We start from the raw sequence: 21144 nt of genomic DNA, 5'->3' as shown, positions 1-21144 counted from the left end.
TCCGTCACCGCGCGGACAGGTAGTCCTCCACTCCCGGCGCCGCGTGCGCGTCCTCCGCGTTCACCACGCCGCCGACCGCCTCGGCGTCGGGCTTGAGCACGTACGTCTCGACGCTCGCGGGGCGGTCGACGTCGGAGAAGTTCTGCGGGGTGCCGAGGCCGGTGTCGGCGTTCGTCTGCGCGCGGTGCGCCTTGACGACGTCCTCCCGGGTGAGGCCGCCCGCCTCGCAGGCCTTCTTCAGGTCGGCGCCCATGAGCTGTGCGGCGTTGTACCCGGACAGCACCCCGGAGTCGACCGGCGAGTCCGGGTACTTCTTCCGGTACGCCGCCACCATGTTCTTCACGCCCGGCAGGTCGGAGCTGACCGCGGGCGCCGCGCTGACCACGTTGAGCATGGCCGCCAGGGCCGGCGCGGCGGGGGTCTTCATCAGCTGGGGCGCGAAGCCGGGGGCGCTGCTGACGACGGGGACCTTCAGGCCGCGGGAGGCCGCGACCCCGACGAGGGAGGCCGTCTGCGCGGGTCCGGCGCTGATCAGGACGGCCTTCACGCCCTCCTTGCGCAGGGCCGACACCTGGGCCGACAGGTCGGTGTCGGTCGCCTTGATCTTCTGCCCGGCCACCTTCAGTCCGGCCTTCTGGGCCGCCCAGGTGGACCCTTCCAGCGCGTTGGCGCCGTAGTCGCCCTCGAAGTAGACGTGGCCGATCGTGTCGCCCTTCTTCAGGCCCTTGGCGCGGGTGAGGAACTCGACGGCGGCGATCATGTCGACGTCGTAGGTGGTGCCGAGCACCTGGATGGCGTCCTTGCCGAGCAGCGAGGCCGCCCAGGCCTGCGGGAAGGTGAGCATCCTGTCCCGCTCGATGTCGTCGAGCAGGGCGGCGACCACCGGGGAGCCGATGACCTGGGGCAGCGCCACGACGTCCGGGGCGATGTCGGCGTAGGCGGTGACCGCCTTCTGCACGTCGTAGCCGTGGTCCTTGACGACGATCTCCACCTTGCGGTCGCAGATGCCGCCCTTGGCGTTGGTCTCCTCGGCCCACATCTGCTGGGCCTGCACGATGCTCTTGCCGAGGGTGGCGTAGGGCCCGGTCAGGTCGGTGAGGGCGCCCAGCCGGATGGTGTCGGCGTCGACACCGGGTCCGGTGCGGACGCCGTCGGCGGCCTCGCCGCCCTTGTCGCCGTCGTCCGCCTTGGAGCTGCATCCGGTGGCCGCGAGCAGCAGGGCGAGGGCGCCGGCGAGGACGGTCCCGGCGGTGCGGTGCCGGTCGCGACGGGTGCGGTGCGTGGTGTTCACGGGGTGTGCTCCTTGGGTCGTGCGGCCGCGGCCGGTTGCGAGGACGAAGGGACGGCGGTGTCCGGGGCGGGGGTACGGGATCGGCGGCGCCGCACGCGGCCCCGGACCCGGCGCGCCAGGCCGTGCAGCCCGTCGGGGGCGTACAGCAGGACCAGGACGATCGCCGCGCCGTAGAGGTAGCGGGCCGCCTCGGTGGGGCCCACGGCGCCCTCGGCGGAGCCGGGGGCGGTCACCAGCGGGAGCTGGTCGGCGTACCGGGCCATCAGCAGCGGCAGGGCGGTGACGAAGACGGCGCCGGCGGTGGCTCCGGCGACGGACCCGAGGCCGCCGATGACGATCATGGCGAGGTAGTCGACGGAGAGCGCGAGGGAGAAGTAGTCCGGGACGACGCGGCGGAAGGCGAGCGCCAGGAGCACTCCCGCGAGGCCGGCGTACATCGACGAGACCACGAAGGCCGCCGAGCGGTGCCGGGCGACGTCGACGCCCATCACGGCGGCCGCGGTCTCGCTGTCGCGCAGGGCGGCCAGCGCCCTGCCGGGACGCCCGCGCAGCAGGCCGCGGGCGGTGAACCAGGTGAACGCGAACAGGGCCAGGCCCAGGAACCACAGCCGTTCCTCCGCGCCGAACGGCACGCCGAGGACGGTCAGTTCGGGGTCGCTCTCCGCGAACGTGAACCCGCCGAGGGTCAGCGGGGGCACGGAGCGGCCGTTGAAGCCGCCGGTGACGGAGTCGGCGGTCAGCAGGACGTGGTGGCCGAGGAAGACGAGGGCGAGGGTGGCGATGCCCAGGTAGATGCCCTTGACCCGGGCGGCGACGGGGCTGAACAGTCCGCCGGCCGCTCCCGCGAGCAGGACCGCGAGGAGCGCGGCGAGGGCCGGGGGCAGCCCCGGGCCGGGTTCGCCGGCCAGCCAGGCGTAGCCGTAGGCGCCGACGGCGAGGAAGAAGGCGTGGCCGAGCGAGAGCTGCCCGGCGGTGCCGCTGAGCAGGGCGAGGCCGGTGGCGCCGATGGCGGCCGCCAGGGAGAACAGGCCGATGCGCAGCCAGAAGGCGTCCAGGTAGAACGGCGGCAGGCACAGCACCACGGCGAGCAGCAGGAGCGAGGCCCGTCGGCGGGTCAGGACCCCGAGGAGTCGGTCAGACACGGGCCGCTCCCTTCGCGCCGAACAGCCCGGTGGGCCGTACGAGAAGGACGAGCAGCATCACGGCGTACGGGGCGACGTCGCCGAAGCCCTCGCCGAGGACGTGCAGTTCGGACTGGTAGCCGACGACGAGCGCCTCGGTCAGGCCGATGATCAGGCTGCCCGCGAGGGCGCCGACCGGGGAGGCGAGGCCGCCGAGGATCGCGGCCGGGAAGGCGTTGAGGGCGATCTGGCCGGTGGTGCGCTCCAGTCCGGGCGCGGGGAACGCGGCGAGGAACACGGCGGCCAGCGCGGCGAGCGCGCCCGCCAGGCACCAGGCGCCCGCGCGCACCCGGCCGAGCCGTACGCCCATGAGCGCGGCGGCCTCCAGGTCCTCGGCCGCCGCCCGCAGGGACAGCCCCCAGGAGGTGAACCGGAAGAGCCCGAACACTCCGCCGATGACCACGGACGACACCACGATCGCGGCGAGCCGGCTGTCGGCGACGGTCACCGGGCCCAGCTCGGTCACCGAGTCGCCCCACGGGTCGCCCAGGGACAGCAGGTCGCCGCCGATGCGCCGGGCCAGGTCGGTGAGCAGGACGATGTCGACGCCGATGGTGACGATGGTCTGGACGTGGGCGGAGTGGGCGTCCTGGCCGCCGCGTTGCAGCAGGAACCGGTCGAGTGCGCCGGCCAGGGCGGCCGTGGTGAGGACCGCCAGGGCGAGCGCCCCGGCGAAGCCGAGGTCGTCGTGGAGGACGGCGGTGAGGTAGCCGCCGAGCAGGAGCAGGGAGCCGTGGGCGAAGTTGAGGACGCCGGAGGCCTTGAAGATGACGACGAAGCCGAGGGCGACCAGCGCGTAGACCGCGCCGAGCGCCAGCCCGCCGAGGACGGTGTCGAGGAAGGTCGTCATGCCGCGTCCTCCCCGGTCGCGTCGGTGCCGAGGTAGGCGCGCAGCACCTCGGGGTCCCGGCGGACCTCGTCGGGGGTGCCGTGGGCGATGGGCCTGCCGAAGTCGAGCACGGTGACGTCGTCGGCGAGGCGCATGACGAGGCCCATGTCGTGCTCGACGAGGACGATGGACAGGCCGAGTTCGGCCCGCAGTTCGCCCACCACCTCGGCGGTGCGGGCGCGTTCGGCGGCGTTCATGCCGGCCACGGGTTCGTCGAGGAGCAGCACACGGGGCTCCAGGCAGAGGGCGCGGGCGAGTTCGACGCGCTTGCGGTCGCCGTACGACAGCAGCGCGACGGGGCTGTCGAAGTGGTCCCCGAGGCCGGTGAGCTCGGCGATCTCGCGTGCCCTGCCGAGGTGTTCGCGCTGTTCCCGCACGGCACCCGGCAGACGCAGCGCGCTCGCGGCGAACCCGGCGCGGGACAGGGCGTGGCGGCCGAGCATCAGGTTGTCGGCGACGGTGCCGTGGGTGGTGACGATGTTCTGGAAGGTGCGGGCCACACCGAGCCCGGCGATGCGGTGCGGGGCGAGGCGGGTCAGCTCGGTGCCGCCGAGCGTCACCGTGCCGGTGGCCGGGCGGCACAGGCCCGACAGCACGTTGAAGCAGGTCGACTTGCCGGCGCCGTTGGGTCCGATGAGCGCGTGCACCGAGCCCGGGGCGACGGTGAAGGAGACGCCGTCGAGGGCGGTGAGCCCGGCGAAGCGCACGGTGACGTCCCGTACGTCGAGCACGGGCGGCGCGGTGGTGGTGCGGTCGGTCACGCCGCCCCCTGGTCCTCGGCCGACTCGCCCAGGTAGAGGCGGCGTACGGCGTCGGTGCGGGCGAGTTCGTCGGCGGGGCCGGACAGGCGGGTCTCGCCGACCTCCAGGACGTGCGCGTGGTCGGCGAGGGAGAGCGCCATGCCGGCGTTCTGCTCGACGAGGAGGACGGCGGTGCCCTGGGCGTTGATCTCGCGGACCACCTCGGCGATGCGGTACACCATCTGCGGGGCGAGGCCGAGGGAGGGCTCGTCGAGGAGCAGCAGGCGCGGGGCGGCCATCAGGGCGCGCCCGATGGCGAGCATCTGCTGCTCGCCGCCGGAGAGCAGTCCCGCGGCCTGGTGGGTGCGTTCGGCGAGGCGGGGGAAGAGCGTGAAGACCCGGTCGCGGGCCTCCTGGACCTGGGCGCGCCCGCGCCGGCCGAGACCGAGGCCGCCGGAGCGCAGGTTCTCGTCGACCGAGAGTCCGGCGAACACCCGTCGCCCCTCGGGGACCTGGACGACTCCGGCGCGTACCGCCGCGACGGGGTCCTTGCCGTCGAGCACCGTCCCGCCGTAGCGGATGCGGCCGGCCGTGATCGCGCCGCGGTGCAGGCGCAGCGTGCCGGAGACGGCCCGCAGCAGGGTCGTCTTGCCGGCGCCGTTGGCGCCCAGCAGGGCGACGACGGTGCTGTGCGGCACGGTCAGGGACACGGAGCGGAGGGCGGACAGCGCGCGCCCGTACGTCACGTCGACGCTCTCGACGTGCAGGGCGGGCGGGCTGTCCGGTGGTGCTTCGGGCATCACGACTCCTCGGGGCCGGACCGCTCGGGGCGGTCACGGCTTCGGGGGAAGGGGTGCCTCACGACAGCACGGGGACGGAGGAGCGGTACAGCTTTTGCCGCCCGTACGCTGCGGCGTACCAACGCGGGTGGGCGGGGGTTGTGCGGGTGCCCAGGCCGGGGGCGGGACCCGGGGCACCGGAGCCGCAGCGCCGGGCCGGGGTGTCGGGCCGGGGTGTCGCCTGTCGCCTCCGGCAGGGTGCCGCCTCGCCCACCCGTGCCGCCCTGGGGGTGCCTCCCAGGCCCTTGAAGGCACTGGGGGAGGCACGACTGCCCGCGGCTGCGTCAGGTTGCCCGTCGTTGTGTCAGGAAGGTGCGGGCCGTCAGGGCCAGGCTGACCTCGATCAGGTCGGTGGGGCGGGAGAGGGAGCGGCCGGTGAGTTGTTCGTAGCGGCGGAGGCGGTTGAGGACCGTGTTGCGGTGGCAGTAGAGGCGACGGCTGGCCCGCTGGGCCGAGCCGTCGCAGGCCAGCCAGGTGGCCAGGGTGTCCAGCAGGACCTCCGCGTCGGCGGGTTCGAGGTGCGCCAGCGGGCCGAGCAGCCGCTCGGCCAGCGCGGCGCCGAGTTCGGGGGTCGACACCACCAGCGCCGCCGGCAGGTGCTCGGTCAGGTGGACCGTGCCGCCCTGCCCGGGACACAGGCTCAGCGCGGTGTCCGCCAGCCGCCGCGCCTCCCCCACCGCGGACAGCCCCTCGACCACGCTGCTGACGCCCACCCGCGCACCGGCCGGCTGCTCCTCCGGCACGACGGGCTCCGCGCCGTCCTCGACCAGGACGATGCCGTAGTCGGCGTCCACGCCCGTGTGCCAGTGCACGCGCACACCCGCGGCGAGGTCCGCCTGGGCACCGGAACAACCGGAGGGCCGGCCGCCGGCGACCGCGACGACCACGTACCGCCCGTGCTCGGGCAGGTCCAGCGCCTGCGCGGCCTCGGGCAGGTCGGCGATCCTGCTCGTACCGTCCAGCAGGGCCGCGGCCAGCAGACGCACCCTGTTCTCCCTCCGCCACGCGAGCTGCCGCTCGGTCTGCCGGTAGGCGTCCGCGACGAGGGTGCAGTGCTCGTCGACGAAGTCCCACACGTCGGACGCCACGTGCACCAGCAGCCGTACGTCCTCGGGTGCCGTCCGGGACGTCTCGTCGACCAGTCCCTGCCACACCAGCGAGCCGCCCAGCCGGAAGGCGTGCAGCAGGGCGTCCAGCGGCAGCCCCTGTTCGGCGCGCGTGGCACCGATCTTCCAGGTGCAGCGCCGCGCCGCGTCGCGGGCGCCCCGCGGATCGAGCAGGGAGGAGATGCTGTGCCGCAGCGAGCGGTGCACCTCCTGCCAGGTCGTGGTGGCGTCGCCCTCCACCGCGGCCCGGTAGGCGGGCTCCTGCTCCTGCAGGACGGCGACCAGCCCGTCGGTGAGCTGGGGCAGGTCGTCCAGCAGGACGCGGGCGGCCCGGTGCAGCACGCGCAGCGCGTCGGCGTCGATCAGCGCCCGCACGCGCGGTGTGCGGGACCGCGCGGCGGGCGCGGGTCCAGGGCGCGGCAGGGTACGTGGCCGTACGGCGTGTCGCATCATCGCGCATCTCCCCCAGGGTCGGCTTCCCGGCGGTGCCCGTGCGGCGGCGGTCCCCGTACCGGCGCCCGGCCGGTACGGGGGGAGCCCGTGGGCCGGCCGCCATCGGACTCGTCCTGCCCCGAAGGATGACATACCGTCCGGTCGGTCCCTAGGGTTGTGCACCGGTCTTTTCCGCCTGCCCGACGAGGCGGACCAGCTCGACCCGGGAACGGACCCCCAGGGTGGCGAAGATGTTCCGCAGGTGGTAGTCGACGGTGCGGGTGCTGACGGACAGGCTCAGGGCCACCTCCCGGTTGGTGGCGCCCTCGGCGACGCGCCGTGCGATGCGCAGCTGCTGCGGGGTCAGCCGGGACAGCTCCCCGGCCCCGGGCAGGCCGGGGGCCGCGCCGCCCGCCCGCGACTCGGCGGCGGCCTGCTGCGCCCACAGGTGCGCGCCGCAGCGCTCGAAGCCCATCAGCGCCTCCCCCAGACGGTTCCGCGCCTCGCGCAGCCGGCGTCTGCGCCGCAGCCACTTGCCGTAGAGCAGTTCCGTGCGGGCCCGCTCGAAGTCCCCGGCCGTCTCCTCGTGGCGGTCCAGGGCGCGCAGGTACAGGGTGTCGGCCGCGTCCGGGGCGGCCAGCAGGGCGCGGCAGCGCAGGAGTTGGGCGGGGGCCTGCGGGTCGGCTCCGCAGGCGGCCCACAGGGCGAACTCCTCGACGGCCGCGGCCGCGTGCTCGGGGCGTCCGGCGAGCACGGTGGCCTCCACGAAGCAGGGGACGGCGAGCATCCACACCGCGAAGTGGCCGCGGCGGGCACCGGGGCGGACCAGGGGGCCCAGCCGGTCCGCGGCCTCACGGGGGCGGCCGGCGCCGAGGTCGGCGCGGGCCGCGGCCCACTGGGCGAGCGTCGCGGCCTGCGCGAGTCCGTGCCGGCGGGCGGTGCGCAGGGCCGCGGCGACGTGCTCGGCGACGATCTCCTGCTCCCCCTCGATGGACGCGGCGAGCGCCAGTACCGCGTGGTGGTGGGCGGCCGTGTTCCGCTGTCCGGTCCGCGACGCGGTGCGCAGCCCCTCCTCGGCGTGGGTCCGGGCGAGCTGGTGGCGTCCGGCCCGCAGTTCGCCGTAGGCCAGGTACTCCAGCGCCCTCGGTTCGAGGGCGGCGCGGCCGAGGGTGCGGGCCGTGGCGAGTGCCCGCGCGCCGGCGCGGCGGGCGGCGGTCAGGTCACCGAGCATGAGCGCGGCGGAGGCGGACCGCAGGAGCGGCTCGGGCTCGTCGCCGGACAGCCCGCGCTCGACCACCCGCCGCAGCGGGCCGGCGGCACGGTCGAACCGCCCCAGGAGCACGGCCCGCATCCCGTCCCGGTGGTCCCGCAGCAGCTCGGGGAGCGGCCCGGCGGCCGGGGCCTCGGAGGAGAGCGCCCGGGTGGGGGTGAGGACGTGGAGGCAGGAGTCCGGGTCGCCTGCCGCCCATGCCGCGTCCGCCGCTCCCAGGATCGCCGTGCCGGCGGCCTCGTGGCCGGCCCCGGCGAGCAGACCCGCGGCCAGCAGGAAGGACTCGCGGGCGTCGTCCACCGGCCCGTCGGCGAGGAGCACCGCGCCGCGCAGGAGTTCCGCGCCGCCGCGTGCGGACGCGGGGGCCCGCCCGTTCCGGGCGGCGTCGAGCAGGCGCAGGGCCTCGGGGGAGTGCCCGGCGAACAGGGCCTGTTCCGCGGCGGCGGTGTAGCGGTGTGCCCGCTCCGCCTCGTCCGCCGTCAGTTCGGCGGAGCGGGTGAGCGCCCTGCGGCGCAGGTCCGGCTGCGGCGCGCAGGCCGCTGCCGCCGCGAGTTCGGCCGCGAGGGCGGGGGCGGGGCCCGTGACGGTCCGGGAGCGGTGCAGCAGCGCGAGGACGTCGTCCGCGCCGGTGCCCGCCAGGCACGCGGCCAGTGCGTGGTGCGCGGCACGGCGCCGCTCGGGCGGCGCGCCCGCGTACACCGCCCTCCCCAGCAGCGCGCTGCGGAACCGCAGGCGGCCCTCCGCCAGGACCAGCACCTCGGGCAACGGCCGCGCCGCGTCGGCCCCCGCCGCCCGCCGTACCAGGTCCGCGTCCGCGTCCGGTTCCCCCGTCGCGCGCATGGCGGCCGCGGTCGTCAGCAGCAGTCCTGTGTGGTCCGGCGGCAGGCCGGTCAGGCACTCGCCGACCACTCCGGTGAGGACCTCCCCGTCGGCCAGCGGACGGGGCAGCGCCCGGCGCCCGGCGAGCTGGGCGGGCGACAGCCGGCGGACCAGCGCCAGCAGCAGCGCGGGATTGCCCTCGGCCGCCGTCACCAGTTCCTCGCGCACGCCGGGGGCGACGGCACCGCCGGTCACGTCGTCGACCACCCGGGCCGCGTCCCCGGGTGCCAGCGGGTCCAGCCGCAGCACGGGCAGTGCCGCCAGCTCCCGGTCGACGGGCCGGTGTCCGGGAACCGTGAGGAGCAGCCCCGCCCGGATCCCCGTCGCACGCACCCGCGCGGCGGCGTGTCCCAGCGCGGCGCGCGACGCGGCGTCCCACAGGTGCACGTCGTCCACGCACACCAGGAGCGGCGACGCGCCGGCCGCCGCGCACAGGACGTCGAACAGCGTCTCCCCCGCCGTACCGTCCCCCGCGACCCGCACGGTGCGGCCGGCGGCGCGCAGCAGGGTGTGCAGGCCGCTCAGCGGCGGTGCGCCGCGGCCGGGGTCGGCGCGTACGTGCCACACCGGTCCGGCTCGGAAGGAACCGGCGGCGTACTCGAGGAACGCCGTACGGCCGCAGCCGGGTTCACCGGTCACGACGCGGACGCCGCCGTCGGTGCTCAGCCCGTCCGGCAGCCGGTGGGTCGCCCGCGGCCGCGGGGGCGTCTGTCCGATCATTCACCTGATATTACTCACGCGTAAGGTGAAGTGGAGGGGAGGCGTCCACGAATGTACCGGGGCCCAGGGCGCCCGGCCTCCGGCGGTGCGCGCACACAACGCCGGTGGCGGCCCGCGCCGTGCGCGGACCGCCACCGGGTGGTCGTTCGGCGGGAGCCGGGGACCTCAGGAGGTGTGCGGGCAGTTGCCCCGGGACTCCTCGATCGTCAGGCTCGGCCGGGGCAGCGGGCACAGGAACTGCTCGTAGCGGGTGTCGTTGTCGATGAACCGCTTCAGCCAGGAGACGCTGTACTTGGCGATCGTCGTGTTCGACGAGTTGGGCGTGAAGTGGGTGGCGCCGTTCAGCTCGATGTAGGCCCGGTCCAGGGAGGACGGCAGGCCGCTGTAGAAGGGCTCGGCGTGGCTGGAGACGGAGGCGATGGTGTCGCCGTCGGCGCCGAAGAGGAGGGTGGGGGTCCGGACCTCGGGCCAGGTCTTGTCGAGGTTCCAGGGCGTCAGGGGGATCGCCGCCTGGAGCGAGGGCCGGTCCTTGGCGGCTTCGAGGGTTCCGCCGCCGCCCATCGAGTGTCCCATGACGCCGAGCCGGCTGCTGTCGATCCGGCTGCGGACCGCGCTGCGCTGGGTGAGGTAGTCCAGCGCGGCGAGCAGCTGGTCGCCGCGGGAGGCGGGCTGGTCGAGGGTGGTGTTGGTGTCGATGGTGAACACCACGAAGCCCTGGGAGGCCAGGCGCGGGCCCAGCCAGGCGATGGAGGACTGGTAGGCGGTGTACCCGGGTGAGATGGCGATCGCCCCGAAAGTGCCGTCGGCGGTGCTGGTCGGGTAGTAGATGGTGCCTCCGCCGAAACCGGTGACGGACAGCGAGGAGACGGAGAGGTCCGACACGGCGTACGGTCCGCGCAGCGCCTCGATGCTCGATTCGGTCGGTGCCGGGCCGCGCTCGTAAGGGTTGTCGGCCGCCTGGGCGCCGGGGCCGGTGAGGGTGGTGAGGCCGACGACGGCGGTGACGGCCGCGGCCAGTGCGGCGAGCCGGCCGGTCCGGCGCCTGCTGGTGTGGGGGTGCTGCTGCACGACGAGTGGTCCTCTCTGCCGCGGCGGGTCGCCCGCCCGGCCGGTGCACGGGGTCACGGTGTGGTGGGGGCCGTGCACCGGCCGGGGGCGCCGCCGATTGACTGGGGGTGCCACTGTCGGAGAGGAAGGGGCCGGTGCGGACCGGCAATCTCACCGGTCTCGTGCACCGTACCGGGTGTCCCGGGTGCCGGGTCGCGGGGCTCCGCGACGGCCTCGGGCGCCGGGGGCAGCCGTGCCCGTGCGCACGGCATGCCGGTGCGGAACGGGGGTACGCGGGCAGGCGCGGTCACCGTCGGAGTCGGCGCCGACGGTGATCGCGGCCCGCGCCGCTCCCGGCTCTTCGCCGGTCGGCAGCCGGTCGGCAGCCGACCGGAGGGGTTCTCGCGCCACGTCGTGGACGTGGGCCCGGCCGCCGTCCCACCCGCCCCGGGCGGGATCGTCCGGCGGCCGTTCGTCCTCCGGCAGCCCCGCGCGCCGCGGGAACTCCACCGCGTCCCGGCCGGAGTCCGCCAGGCCGGCGCTCTCACCGCGCGGTCACCCGTCGTCCGCCCGCCCCCGGCCCGGGCGGCGGGCGCACCGCGACCGGCGCCTTCGTCGTCCTTCCGGGATCCGGCCGGCACCGCCGGTATGCGTCCCGGCCCCGCACGTCACCCGACTGGCTCGCCGGAGGAGCCGTCCGGGCCCGGTCCGTGCTCGAATGGAAGCGGCCTCCATGCCTACCCGGAGGGAGCTGGGAATGCACGAGATGTGGTGCGGTGCAGACACTTCGGGAGAGCTGGTGTGGCATGTCCTCACGTCGGACAAGTCATCCACGCTCTGCGGAGTGGAGAAGCAGGACGAGTCGGCTCACCGGCATGTGACGGACCGGCACTGCTTCTCCTGCATGAAGAACTTCCAGGCGGTCGTCGAGGCGAGCTGAGGCCGGCCACCGTCCGGCTCCGCCGGACCGGCCCGGGCGGGCCGGTTCAGTGGCAGGGGCGGTCTGCGCCGGAGGCCTCCGGGCGGTGCGTCTCCAGCCGGCAGAAGCAGGACGCCTCGACGGGCACGTCCGCCAGTGCGGTCGCCTGCCTGAGCTGCTGGGCGATGATCGCCGCCTCCCCGGCCCTCCCGGTGCGCAGCAGGCACTCGTGGAACCCGTGCAGCGCCCAGACGTTGCCCGGGTGCTGCAGGGGCCGGGGCAGGGTGCCGTCGAGGCCGAGGTCGGCCCGGTACACGGCTTCGGCCTCTTCGACGCGGCCCTGCTCCAGCAGCAGCGCCCCGTAGGCGTGCCGGGTGGGCTGCATCCAGCCCCAGGGCTCGTCGTAGGGCAGGTTGTCGTCCAGCTCGACCGACCGCTCCAGCGCGGCGAAGGCGGTGTCGTACTCGCCCTTGCGGTAGGCGAGTTCGCCGTCCAGCATCGCCGACGCGACGGCGAGGACGTCGTGGCAGGTGTTGTTGAACAGCATCCGGGTCCCGGGGACGCGGTCCACGGCCGCGCGGAAGCGCTCCCGTTCCGCCTCGGCGCCTTCGGTGGCGCCGGTCGCGGAGAGGGCGACGCCCCGCGCGTAGTGGAGCATGGCGGTGGTCACGCAGTACAGCTCCGGGTCGGCGGGGAACGGCAGCGCCAGGACGTCGTCCCAGCGACCGAAGCGGATCAGGACGTGGACGCGCATCGCCAGGAATCCCTCGAGCCAGTCGGCCATGGGCGGGCTCTGCACCCGGAGGAGTTCCTCGGGGACGGCGGCCTCGAGCCGCGCGGCGGCGTCCAGGGCGACCTGTGACTGGCCGGCGAACATGGCGCCGTAGATCCTGAAGTGGTGGTTGTGGACGCGGTAGAGCGTGTAGAAGTTCATGGCGCCGGCCCGCTCGAGGTACTTCTCGTCGGCGGCGACGGCGGCGGTGTTGTCGGAGACGACCCGGCGGTAGTCGCCGCACAGCACTTCCAGGTGTGAGGGCATGTGGTGCAGGTGCCCGGCGTCGGGCACGGCGCCGCGCAGCCGGTCGGCGACGGTGAGGGCGGCTTCCGGCGTGGGGGACATCTCCATCAGGTGGACGTACAGGTGGAGGACGCCGGGGTGCCGGGCGCCCGCTCCGGTGGCGAGCGCGCCGTCGAGGACGGCCTTGGCCTCCAGGGTGCGGGCGCCGTCGGCCGGGCGGCCGGTCCGCAGGTCCCACAGCTGCCAGGGGGTGAGGTTCATCAGGGCGTCGGCGCAGAGCGCGGCCACGTCCGGGTCGCCGGGGGCGTCCTCGTACACGGCGAGCATCCGGTCCGCGTAGGGCTCGTTCCACACCGAGCAGTCCTCGGCGGCCTCCGCCTGCGGGTAGCGGGCGCGCAGGGCCTCGATGAGGGCCCGCTCGACGGGGGTGGCGTGCGCGGCCTTCTCGTGCGCCCGCTCCACCGCGGCGTGGGTGCGGGCGACGGTGCCGGCGAGTTCGGCGCCGTCGAAGGCCTCCCAGGGCTTGTTGTAGTTGGGGCCGAGGGCGTAGGCGACGCCCCAGTGGGCCATGGCGCAGTCCGGGTCGGCCTCGGCCGCCTTCTCGAAACAGGCGACCGCCTCCTCGTGGTTGAACGCGTACGTCCACGTCAGACCCCGGTCGAACCAGAGTTGGGCGTCGGCGGAGGAGGTCGTCACGAGCCGGTGGTGGTCGCCGAGGTCGTAGTAGTCGTCCATGCGTGCCTCCCGCGGATGGCCGGCCGCCGGTGACGCCGGCGATGAACGTCCCCTGGGGACGAAACCGACGATAGCGGGGCACCGGCGTCGGTGCAGGCGCCTGCGGGGACCGCCACCCGTGCCGGTCACGCGCTGACGAGGAGCTGCGGCGACAGCACCTTGATCATCGCGTTGGTCCAGCGCATCTGGCGGAGGGTCTGCGGATGACAGGAGGAGACCGGCTCCAGCAGCTCCCGGTCCCGGGTGGCCTGTGCCGCCTGGGCGGGCATCTCCCAGTGGAGCGAGTTGCGCGAGGCGGCCAGATGCAGGTCGTGCAGGAGCCGCAGGCCCGTCTCCGGGCGTCGTCCGAGGGCCTGGGCGGAGGCCTGGTGGGACTGGTAGACGCCCTGCAGGACGGTGGACAGCAGCCGCCGCGCGTCGCCGAGGAGTTCCGCCGCCCGTTCGATCTGCGCGGCGGGGACGTCGCAGATCCCCGCCGCCCACTTCGGGGTGCACCGTTCGACGCGGGCGGCGAGCTCGCCGAAGCCGACGGTGTGCGCGTCGAGGTAGGCGCGGTCGGTCCGGCCGGTGCGGATGATCTCGTGCAGCAGGGCGTTGAGCAGCGCGACGTTGGTGCCGGGGCGCGGTGCCAGGGGCACGTCGGCGCGGCGGGCGACGGGGGTGTACCGGAGGTCGACGCACAGCAGCCGGGGCGGTTCGGCCCCCTCCAGGCGGTCCAGGATCCGCATCCACAGCACCGTCTGGGTCTCCGCCGCGTTGTGTCCGAACAGGGCCATGGTGTCGGCGTGGTCGACGTCCTCGTACGAACCGGGCTGGCCGTCGGAGCCGAAGGTCTCCTTGAGGGCCTCGGCGGCCGTCGCCGTGCACAGGCGGGTGTTGCCGTCGAGGTGGTCGGTGCGGACGCCGGCGTGGGCGAGGACGGCGAGGGTGTAGTACTCCTCCGGAAAGAGCTGCCCGGTGGTGCAGAAGCCGACGGCGCCCGGACCGCGTTCGTCCAGCAGGTTCTTCGTGCGGGCCGTGATCCGGTCCATGGCGGTGTCCCGGTCCGACTCCACCAGCCGTCCGTTCTCCCGCAGGAGCGGCCTGGTCAGCCGGTCCGGTGAGTGGTCGGCCTGTCAGCCGCAGAGGTCCTTGGGGCCGAGCCGGCCGCGGTTCACCCGGTCGGCCGCGCGGCCCCGCACGCCCACGATGCGCCCCTCGCGCACCGCGATGTCCAGCGCGTCACCGTTGGAGTGCAGGATGGAGGCGGACCGCACCCACCGCTCCACGTCCTCCTCCGTGAGTCCCTCCGCCGGGTGCGTGTCGGTGCGGGCCGGCCAGGGGGTGCCGGGCGCGTAGGGGGTGCGCGCACCCCGGGGGTCCGCGATCCGGTCCGTCGAGCTGTCCAAGGTCCGGCCTCCCACGGGAAACGGTGTCGCCCCGCGAGTACCCCCTCTCCGGAGCCCAAGCGCTCACACGGGGCGTCCGATGTGGCACTTTGTGTCATTTCGAGCGATCGGCGCGTCATTCCTTCCGGGCGACGTGCCCGACGGGCTGGCACGGCCCCTTCACGGCTCCCTAGGATGTACTCCCTGTCCAGCCAGTCCAGTTGGCGCGGCCCGCAGGGGGAACGATGCACACCGGTAAGCAGTTGTCCACCGAGATCGACGCGACCGTGCCGACGGCGGCGCGCATGTACGACTACTACCTGGGCGGCAAGGACAACTACGCGGCAGACCGTGCCGCGACCGAGGAACTCGACAAGGTGGTGCCCAGCACCCGCCGCCTGGCGCTGAACAACCGGCGCTTCCTCCAGCGGGTGGTCCGCACCCTCACGCAGGAGTACGGGATACGGCAGTACGTCGACCACGGTTCCGGTCTGCCCACCCAGGACAACGTCCACCAGGTCGCGCAGCGCGTCGACCCGACCGCCCACGTGGTGTACGCCGACAACGACCCGATGGTGCTGGTGCACGGCCGTGCCCTGCTGGAGCAGGACCGGCGCACCGTGGTCATCCAGGCCGACATGCGCGACACCGACGGGATATTCGGCCACCCGGAGACCCAGCGGCTGATCGACTTCTCGGAGCCGGTGTGCGTGCTGTTCAACTCGGTCTTCCACTGCATCCCGGACAGCGACACCGACGGTCCGCTCGCCCTGGCCCGCCGGGTGCGCGAACGGCTGGCGCCGGGCAGCTTCATGGTGATGTGCCAGCTCGTCAGCGAGGACCCGGAGGTCCGCGCGTTCGTCACCGACTTCATGGACCGGGCGACCCACGGGAACTGGGGCCGGGTGCGCGAGGAGAAGGACGTCGAGTCGTACTTCGAGGGCCTGGAGATCCTGGAGCCGGGCCTGGTGGAGGTGTCCACCTGGCGTCCGGACACCGAGGTGGCGCCCCGCCAGCTGACCCAGGAGTGGATCGAGTTCGGCGGTGTGGGTCGGCTCCCGCTGTGATCCCCCGACGCCGCGACGCCCCCGCCGGACCGCTCGGGTCCCACGGGGGCGTCGGCGTGTTCGCGCCTGCCGCTACGCCGTGGCGTAGCGCTCCTTGATCGTCCTGTGGAGCAGTTCCACCGAGTCGCGCGGTTTGAGCGCCTCGTCGGCGAGGCGGTCCAGCGCGATCCGGTACTCCTCCGTCTCGTCGAGGTCCTCGAGGAAGTTGGCGCTCCTGATGTGCTCCAGGTAGACCACGTCGGGCAGGTCGAGCCCGCCGAAGCGCAGATAGGTCACGGGTATGGCGGGAGCCGACGCGTTCGTCACGTCCAGCGGCACGATCTGCACCGTCACGTTGGGCCGCTCGGCCATCGCCACCAGGTGCTCGAGCTGCTCGCGCATCACCGCGGGGCTGCCCAGGACGCGCAGCAGCACCGACTCGTCGATGACGGCCCAGAGTTGCGGCGCGGCCTCGCGCAGCAGCAGTTCGGCGCGGCGCATGCGCAGCTCGACCCGGCGCTGCACCTCGCTCGCCGGGGCGTTCGGCAGCCCCCGCTCGACCACCGCGCGGGTGTAGGCGGCGGTCTGCAGCAGTCCGGGGACGTACTGGATTTCGAAGGTGCGGATGGTGGCGGCGGCCTCCTGGAGTCCGACCAGGCGGTCGAACCACTCGGGCATCAGCCGCTTGTCGTACCGCTGCCACCAGCCCGGTTCCCCGGCTCGCCGGAGCAGCTTGAGCAGTACCGACGCCTCGTACTCGTCGGTGCCGTACAGCGTCAGCAGGGCCCGGACATCACCCTCGGTCGGTGGGCGGCGGCCCTTGCCCGACTCGATGCGGGACAGCTTCGCCGGGCTGAAGCCGACGGAGCGCGCCGCCTGGTCCTGGGACAGCCCGGCATCGTCACGGAAACCTGCCAGCTGCACGCCGACCAGCATCTTCAGCAGGGTCGGAGCGGGCTCGGGCCTGTCCAGATAGGGTTCCAGGCGGGAGATTCGATGCGACGCGGCGGACATCCTGACTCCCAGCAGACCGGCACAGGGGCGATTTACACTATCGCACCTGACTGTCCCTCACCGCATCCGCGTACGAAAACCCCCGAGGAAATGGCGCGTTGAGTTCCGTTTCACCGGCACCGGCCCGGACGGCCGGCACCGATCCGGACAGCCGGCGCAGGTCCGTCGCGAGCGTTCAGACCAGGTGGTCGAACTCGCCGTCCTTCGCGCCCGCCAGGAACGCCGCCAGCTCCGCGGCCGTGTAGACGAGGGCGGGACCGTCGGGGTCACGGGAGTTGCGCATCGCGATCCCCCCGCCGGCCAGCGGGGCCACCTCGACACAGTTGCCCTCGGCGTTGCTGTGCCGGCTCTTGATCCAGCGGGCGTCCAACTGGCTGGCCCGCACTCCGTTCCGCACTCCTGGCACCGCTGTCTCCTCGCTGTTCCCGTGTCCTCCCGCACGCGGCCCGGATGTCCGGCCGCGCCGGGAAAAATCTCGCGCAATTTCTCGTGCAATTGCACGCGAGCGCTGACAGCGTGGATAATAGCTGCGGCGTCAACCCCCGTGCTGGCGCCCCGTCCTGACGTCGCATCGGGGAGATGCCGTGTCATCACCTGCGCATCCACTGCTCCGGCCACCGGCCACCGCCGCGGTACGGACGAGTGGCCACGGCACGGCGGCGACGGATCCCCGCCGGCCGCTCCCGGTGCCGGGGACGGCCCGCCCCGTGTCCGCCTCGGTCACGCTGCGCCTCGCACGCGGCCGGGAGGGGCTCGCGCGGGCGCGGTCCTTCACCCGGGACACCCTGCGCGACTGGTCGCTCGCCCACCACTGCGACGACGCCACCCTCGTGATCACCGAGCTCGCCGCCAACGCCGTGACGCACGCGGCACCGCGGTGCGCGGGTGCGCCGGACATCCGGCTCGGGTTCCGCCTGGAGCCCGCGCACCTGCTGCTCACCGTCTCCGACCCCGACGACCACCCACCCGTCCGCGCACCCGGTGCCGGTTCCGGCCTGGAGGAGGACGGCCGGGGGCTGCGCATCGTCGCCGCCCTGTCCGAGGGATGGGGCTGGACCCCCACCCCTCCGGCGGGCAAGACGGTGTGGGCCCGGTTGTCGACCCGACCCCCCATCTGACACGACTGCCGCGGAAAGGCACCCACGCCATGCGCAGCGCTTCTACGGAACAGCCGAGCAGCGAGCGCCCTGTGCGCCACACGTCCCCCACCAAAGTGGCACGGACCACGCCCCTCACGGCACTGTCCCGCGTGCCGTGGGCCGACATGCAGGACTCCACCGGCTCGGCGGCGGCCATCCCCCTGCTGCTGAACGGCATCGCCTGGGGGGACGCCGGCACCGCCCGCGCCGCCCTGGAGGATCTGCGGAAACGGATCTGCCAGTACGGCTTCGTCACGGAACAGGCGACCGCCGCCGCGGTCCCCTTCCTCTGGGAACTGGCCCAGCTGCCGCACGTCACCTGCCGGGCCGGGATCATCCAGCTGCTCAAGGCCATCGCCGACGCCCGACAGTGGGAGAGCACCGCCACCGCGTATCCCAAGCTGCTCAACCGCAGGGAGAACCCGGTGGTGTGGGAGCGGGCCGCCCGGCAGGCGGTGCGCGCCCGGCGCGGCGACCTGAACCGGCTGCTGGCCGAGTCGGACACCGAGATCGCCCGCGCCACCACGGAACTGGCCCGCGCCCTGGCCGACTGAGGCCGCGGAGCACGGTTTCCGGGGTGGCCCGGTCAAGGACGCGCGCGACCTTCGGGGGACGAGTCGCGCGCCGGGGGAGGGTCGCGCGCGGTCAACCGGGGGGACGGCCGCGCGCGACCCGGAAACCACGGAACGGTGACGGCCCGCCGGTCAGGCGGGTGCCGCCCCTCGCCTCGCGTGGCGCGGCAGTGTAGACATGGCACATGGTCCGACTCACGGGTCGATCCCGGCCCCGGTCGTCCCTGCGGCCCGGTGCCGCGGCGTCCGTACGGCGCCGGTGGGACGCAGACGGCCGCTCCCGGTGGCATCCGGCGGCGGGACTGCGGTCGGTGCTGAGCGGGCGCAGCGTCGCCGGGCAGGTGTTCGTGCTGCATCTGACGATCGTGCTGCTGCTGGTCGTGGCCGCCGTGGTCGCGCTGGTGCTCCAGGCCCGGCAGAACAGCGGCGAGGAGGCCCGCAACCGCTCGCTCGCCGTCGCGGAGGCCTTCGCCAACTCGCCGGGCATCACCGAGGCGGTCCTCTCCCCCGATCCGACAGCCGTGCTGCAGAACCGCGCGGAAGCGGCCCGTGAGCGGACGGGGGTGGACTTCGTCGTCGTCATGAGCACCGAGGGCATCCGCTACACGCACCCCAGACCGGACCGCATCGGCAAGCGGTTCGTCGGCACGACCGAGCCCGCGCTGGCCGGTGAGCCGGTGGTCGAGGAGATCGACGGCACCATCGGCCGGCTGGTGCAGGCGGTGGTGCCGGTCACGGACCCGGACGGCACCGTGGTGGGAATCGTGTCGGCGGGCATCACGACCGAGCGCGTCGGCGGAGCCGCCGCCGAACAGCTGCCGCTCGTGCTGAGCGCGGCGGCCGCCGCCTTGGCCCTGGCCACCTGGGGTGCGGCCCTGGTCAGCAGACGGCTGCTGCGCCAGACCCACGGCCTGGGCCCGCACGAGATGACCCGGATGTACGAGCACCACGACGCGGTGCTGCACGCGGTGCGCGAGGGGGTCGTCATCGTCGACGGGGACGGGACGCTCATGCTCGCCAACGACGAGGCGCGCCGGCTGCTCGGCCTGCCCGAGGACGCCGAGGGCCGCCCCGTGCCGGACATCGGCCTGGACCCCGGCACCGCCGAGCTGCTGTCCTCGGGCCGCATCGCCACGGACGAGGTGCACCTGGTGGCCGACCGGCTGCTGGCGGTCAACCAGCGGCCCACCGACCGGGCGGGCGGCCCGCCCGGCAGCGTGGCCACGGTCCGGGACTCCACCGAGCTGCGCGCCCTGTCCGGCCGGGCGGAGGCGTCGCGCGAGCGGCTCGAGATGCTGTACGACGCGGGGGTGAGCATCGGGACGAGCCTGGACGTCACCCGCACGGCCGAGGAACTCGCCGAGCTGGCCGTGCCGCGGTTCGCCGACTTCGTCACGGTGGACCTGTTCGAGTCGGTGCTGGCCGGCGGCGACCCCGACGCGGCCGGCGTACTGCGCCGCGCGGCGTCGGCGGGGATCGGCGCGGACGCTCCGCTCTACCCCAAGGACGAGCGGATCCGCTTCGTCGCGTCGTCCCCGCAGGGCGTCAGCCTCGCCACCGGCCGGCCGGTCCTGGAGCCCCGGCTCGGCGAGGCGCCGGGCTGGCACGCACAGGACGTGGAGCGCTCCGGACAGGTCATGGAGTACGGCATCCATTCGCTGATCACCGTGCCGCTGCGGGCCGGGGCGCTGGTACTCGGGGTGGTCAGTCTCTGGCGTTCGCGGAAGGCGGAGCCGTTCGACACCGAGGAGCTGGCTCTCGCGGAGGAGCTGGTCGCCCGGGCCGCGGTCTCCATCGACAACGCCCGCCGCTACACGCGCGAGCACAGCATGGCGGTGACGCTCCAGCGGAGCCTGCTGCCGCGCTCCCTGCCCGAGCAGAACGCCCTGGAGATCGCCTACCGCTACCTTCCCGCGCAGGCCGGGGTGGGCGGGGACTGGTTCGACGTGCTGCCGCTGTCCGGGGCCCGGGTCGCGCTCGTGGTCGGCGACGTCGTCGGCCACGGTCTGCACGCGGCGGCCACGATGGGGCGGCTGCGCACGGCGGTGCACAACTTCTCCGCCCTGGACCTCCCGCCCGACGAGCTCCTGGCCCTGCTCGACGAGCTGGTCGGGCGGATCGACCAGGACGAGGCGCGGGACGAGCAGAGCGCACCGGTGACGGGGGCGACCTGTCTGTACGCGGTCTACGACCCGGTCTCCCGGCGCTGCACCGTGGCCCGGGCGGGCCATCCGCCGCCGGCCGTGGTCCGCCCGGACGGCGGCGTGGAGTTCTGGGACGTGCCCGTCGGCCCCCCGCTGGGGCTCGGCGGCCTGCCGTTCGAGTCGGCCGAGCTGGAACTGCCGGAGGGCAGCCGGCTCGTCCTCTACACCGACGGGCTGATCGAGGACCGCGGCCACGACATCGACGCCGGTCTGGAGCGGCTGCGCGAAGCGCTGTCCCGGGCCGGTGACTCCCCCGAGGACACGTGCAGGGTCGTCCTGGAGTCCCGCCGCCCGGCACGGGCCGGTGACGACATCGCGCTGCTCGTGGCGCGGACGCGGGCGCCGGCCGCCGGCCGGATCGCCCAATGGCCGGTGCCGCCGGACCCGGCGGCCGTCGGCGAGGTGCGGGCGGCGGTCACCCGGAAGCTGGCCGAGTGGGGGCTGGAGGAGCTGGCGTTCGGCACGGAGCTGATCCTGAGCGAGCTGGTCACCAACGCGCTCCGCTACGGCGGCACCCCCATCCGGGTGCGGATGCTGTACGACCGCAACCTGATCTGCGAGGTCTACGACAGCAGCAGCACCTCGCCCCATCTGCGGTACGCGACCATGACGGACGAGGGCGGACGCGGCCTGTTCCTGGTGGCCCGGCTCGCCGAACGCTGGGGTACCCGCTACCTGCCCGCCGGCAAGGTCATCTGGGCGGAACAGCCCGTTCCGTGAGGCATAAGGGCACGTA

The 21144-nt window shown here is 74.4% G+C and carries 15 protein-coding genes and 2 pseudogenes; 4 read left to right on the top strand and 13 right to left on the bottom strand.

Annotated features, from left to right (window positions below):
• Nucleotides 1-4: 4 nt before the first annotated feature.
• From AB0A94_RS29000 to AB0A94_RS28950, 11 genes and pseudogenes are all read right to left on the bottom strand, one after another.
• The gene (locus AB0A94_RS29000) at nucleotides 5-1291 is read right to left on the bottom strand and encodes an ABC transporter substrate-binding protein (protein ID WP_361748866.1); all 1287 of its coding nucleotides are present in this window, start codon (nucleotides 1289-1291) and stop codon (nucleotides 5-7) included.
• Nucleotides 1288-2433 carry a branched-chain amino acid ABC transporter permease gene (locus tag AB0A94_RS28995; RefSeq protein ID WP_361748865.1) on the bottom strand — a complete coding sequence of 382 codons (1146 nt, stop codon included), beginning with the start codon at nucleotides 2431-2433 and terminating at the stop codon, nucleotides 1288-1290. The genes AB0A94_RS29000 and AB0A94_RS28995 overlap by 4 nt, the downstream gene beginning before the upstream one ends.
• Nucleotides 2426-3322 (bottom strand): branched-chain amino acid ABC transporter permease, encoded by an 897-nt coding sequence (locus AB0A94_RS28990; RefSeq protein ID WP_361748864.1) that lies wholly within the window; start codon nucleotides 3320-3322, stop codon nucleotides 2426-2428. Before AB0A94_RS28990 ends, AB0A94_RS28995 begins: the two co-directional genes overlap by 8 nt.
• Nucleotides 3319-4122 (bottom strand): ABC transporter ATP-binding protein, encoded by an 804-nt coding sequence (locus AB0A94_RS28985; protein WP_361748863.1) that lies wholly within the window; start codon nucleotides 4120-4122, stop codon nucleotides 3319-3321. The genes AB0A94_RS28990 and AB0A94_RS28985 overlap by 4 nt, the downstream gene beginning before the upstream one ends.
• Nucleotides 4119-4901: an ABC transporter ATP-binding protein gene (locus AB0A94_RS28980; RefSeq protein ID WP_361748862.1), complete on the bottom strand. Its 783-nt coding sequence runs from the start codon at nucleotides 4899-4901 to the stop codon at nucleotides 4119-4121. The genes AB0A94_RS28985 and AB0A94_RS28980 overlap by 4 nt, the downstream gene beginning before the upstream one ends.
• Nucleotides 4902-5224: 323 nt before the next feature.
• The gene (locus AB0A94_RS28975) at nucleotides 5225-6496 is read right to left on the bottom strand and encodes a helix-turn-helix domain-containing protein (RefSeq protein WP_361748914.1); all 1272 of its coding nucleotides are present in this window, start codon (nucleotides 6494-6496) and stop codon (nucleotides 5225-5227) included.
• Nucleotides 6497-6647: 151 nt separating this feature from the next.
• The gene (locus AB0A94_RS28970; RefSeq protein WP_361748860.1) at nucleotides 6648-9347 is read right to left on the bottom strand and encodes a helix-turn-helix transcriptional regulator; all 2700 of its coding nucleotides are present in this window, start codon (nucleotides 9345-9347) and stop codon (nucleotides 6648-6650) included.
• Nucleotides 9348-9512: 165 nt separating this feature from the next.
• The gene (locus tag AB0A94_RS28965) at nucleotides 9513-10415 is read right to left on the bottom strand and encodes an alpha/beta hydrolase (protein ID WP_361748859.1); all 903 of its coding nucleotides are present in this window, start codon (nucleotides 10413-10415) and stop codon (nucleotides 9513-9515) included.
• Between the two features lie 384 nt (nucleotides 10416-10799).
• Nucleotides 10800-10992 (bottom strand): annotated as a pseudogene (locus tag AB0A94_RS28960) (hypothetical protein); the annotation flags it as partial.
• Between the two features lie 388 nt (nucleotides 10993-11380).
• Nucleotides 11381-13066 (bottom strand): hypothetical protein, encoded by a 1686-nt coding sequence (locus AB0A94_RS28955; RefSeq protein ID WP_361748857.1) that lies wholly within the window; start codon nucleotides 13064-13066, stop codon nucleotides 11381-11383.
• Nucleotides 13067-13416: 350 nt separating this feature from the next.
• Nucleotides 13417-14454 (bottom strand): annotated as a pseudogene (locus AB0A94_RS28950) (molybdopterin-dependent oxidoreductase); the annotation flags it as partial.
• Between the two features lie 224 nt (nucleotides 14455-14678).
• Here AB0A94_RS28950 and AB0A94_RS28945 point away from each other — a divergent pair.
• Complete coding sequence (locus AB0A94_RS28945) at nucleotides 14679-15500, top strand: SAM-dependent methyltransferase (protein WP_361748856.1); 822 nt, start codon at nucleotides 14679-14681, stop codon at nucleotides 15498-15500.
• Nucleotides 15501-15572: 72 nt separating this feature from the next.
• Here the strand turns inward: AB0A94_RS28945 and AB0A94_RS28940 are convergent, their stop codons facing one another.
• On the bottom strand, nucleotides 15573-16493 hold the full coding sequence (locus tag AB0A94_RS28940; RefSeq protein WP_361748855.1) for a helix-turn-helix transcriptional regulator: 921 nt from the start codon (nucleotides 16491-16493) through the stop codon (nucleotides 15573-15575).
• 175 nt (nucleotides 16494-16668) lie between these two features.
• Complete coding sequence (locus tag AB0A94_RS28935) at nucleotides 16669-16899, bottom strand: DUF397 domain-containing protein (protein ID WP_217134151.1); 231 nt, start codon at nucleotides 16897-16899, stop codon at nucleotides 16669-16671.
• 154 nt (nucleotides 16900-17053) lie between these two features.
• Here AB0A94_RS28935 and AB0A94_RS28930 point away from each other — a divergent pair, with 154 nt between their 5' ends.
• From AB0A94_RS28930 to AB0A94_RS28920, 3 genes are all read left to right on the top strand, one after another.
• A complete protein-coding gene (locus AB0A94_RS28930) occupies nucleotides 17054-17611 on the top strand; it encodes an ATP-binding protein (RefSeq protein WP_361748912.1) in 558 nt (185 codons plus the stop codon).
• A gap of 29 nt (nucleotides 17612-17640) precedes the next feature.
• Nucleotides 17641-18186 carry a hypothetical protein gene (locus AB0A94_RS28925; RefSeq protein ID WP_361748854.1) on the top strand — a complete coding sequence of 182 codons (546 nt, stop codon included), beginning with the start codon at nucleotides 17641-17643 and terminating at the stop codon, nucleotides 18184-18186.
• 203 nt (nucleotides 18187-18389) lie between these two features.
• Complete coding sequence (locus AB0A94_RS28920; RefSeq protein WP_361748853.1) at nucleotides 18390-21128, top strand: SpoIIE family protein phosphatase; 2739 nt, start codon at nucleotides 18390-18392, stop codon at nucleotides 21126-21128.
• Nucleotides 21129-21144 lie beyond the last annotated feature (16 nt).

It is taken from the genome of Streptomyces sp. NPDC044984, from assembly GCF_040646935.1.
In the GTDB taxonomy this organism is placed as follows: Bacteria; Actinomycetota; Actinomycetes; order Streptomycetales; family Streptomycetaceae; genus Streptomyces.
Note: the sequence above shows the minus strand (reverse complement) of the source record. Positions and strands in the feature narration are given on the sequence as shown.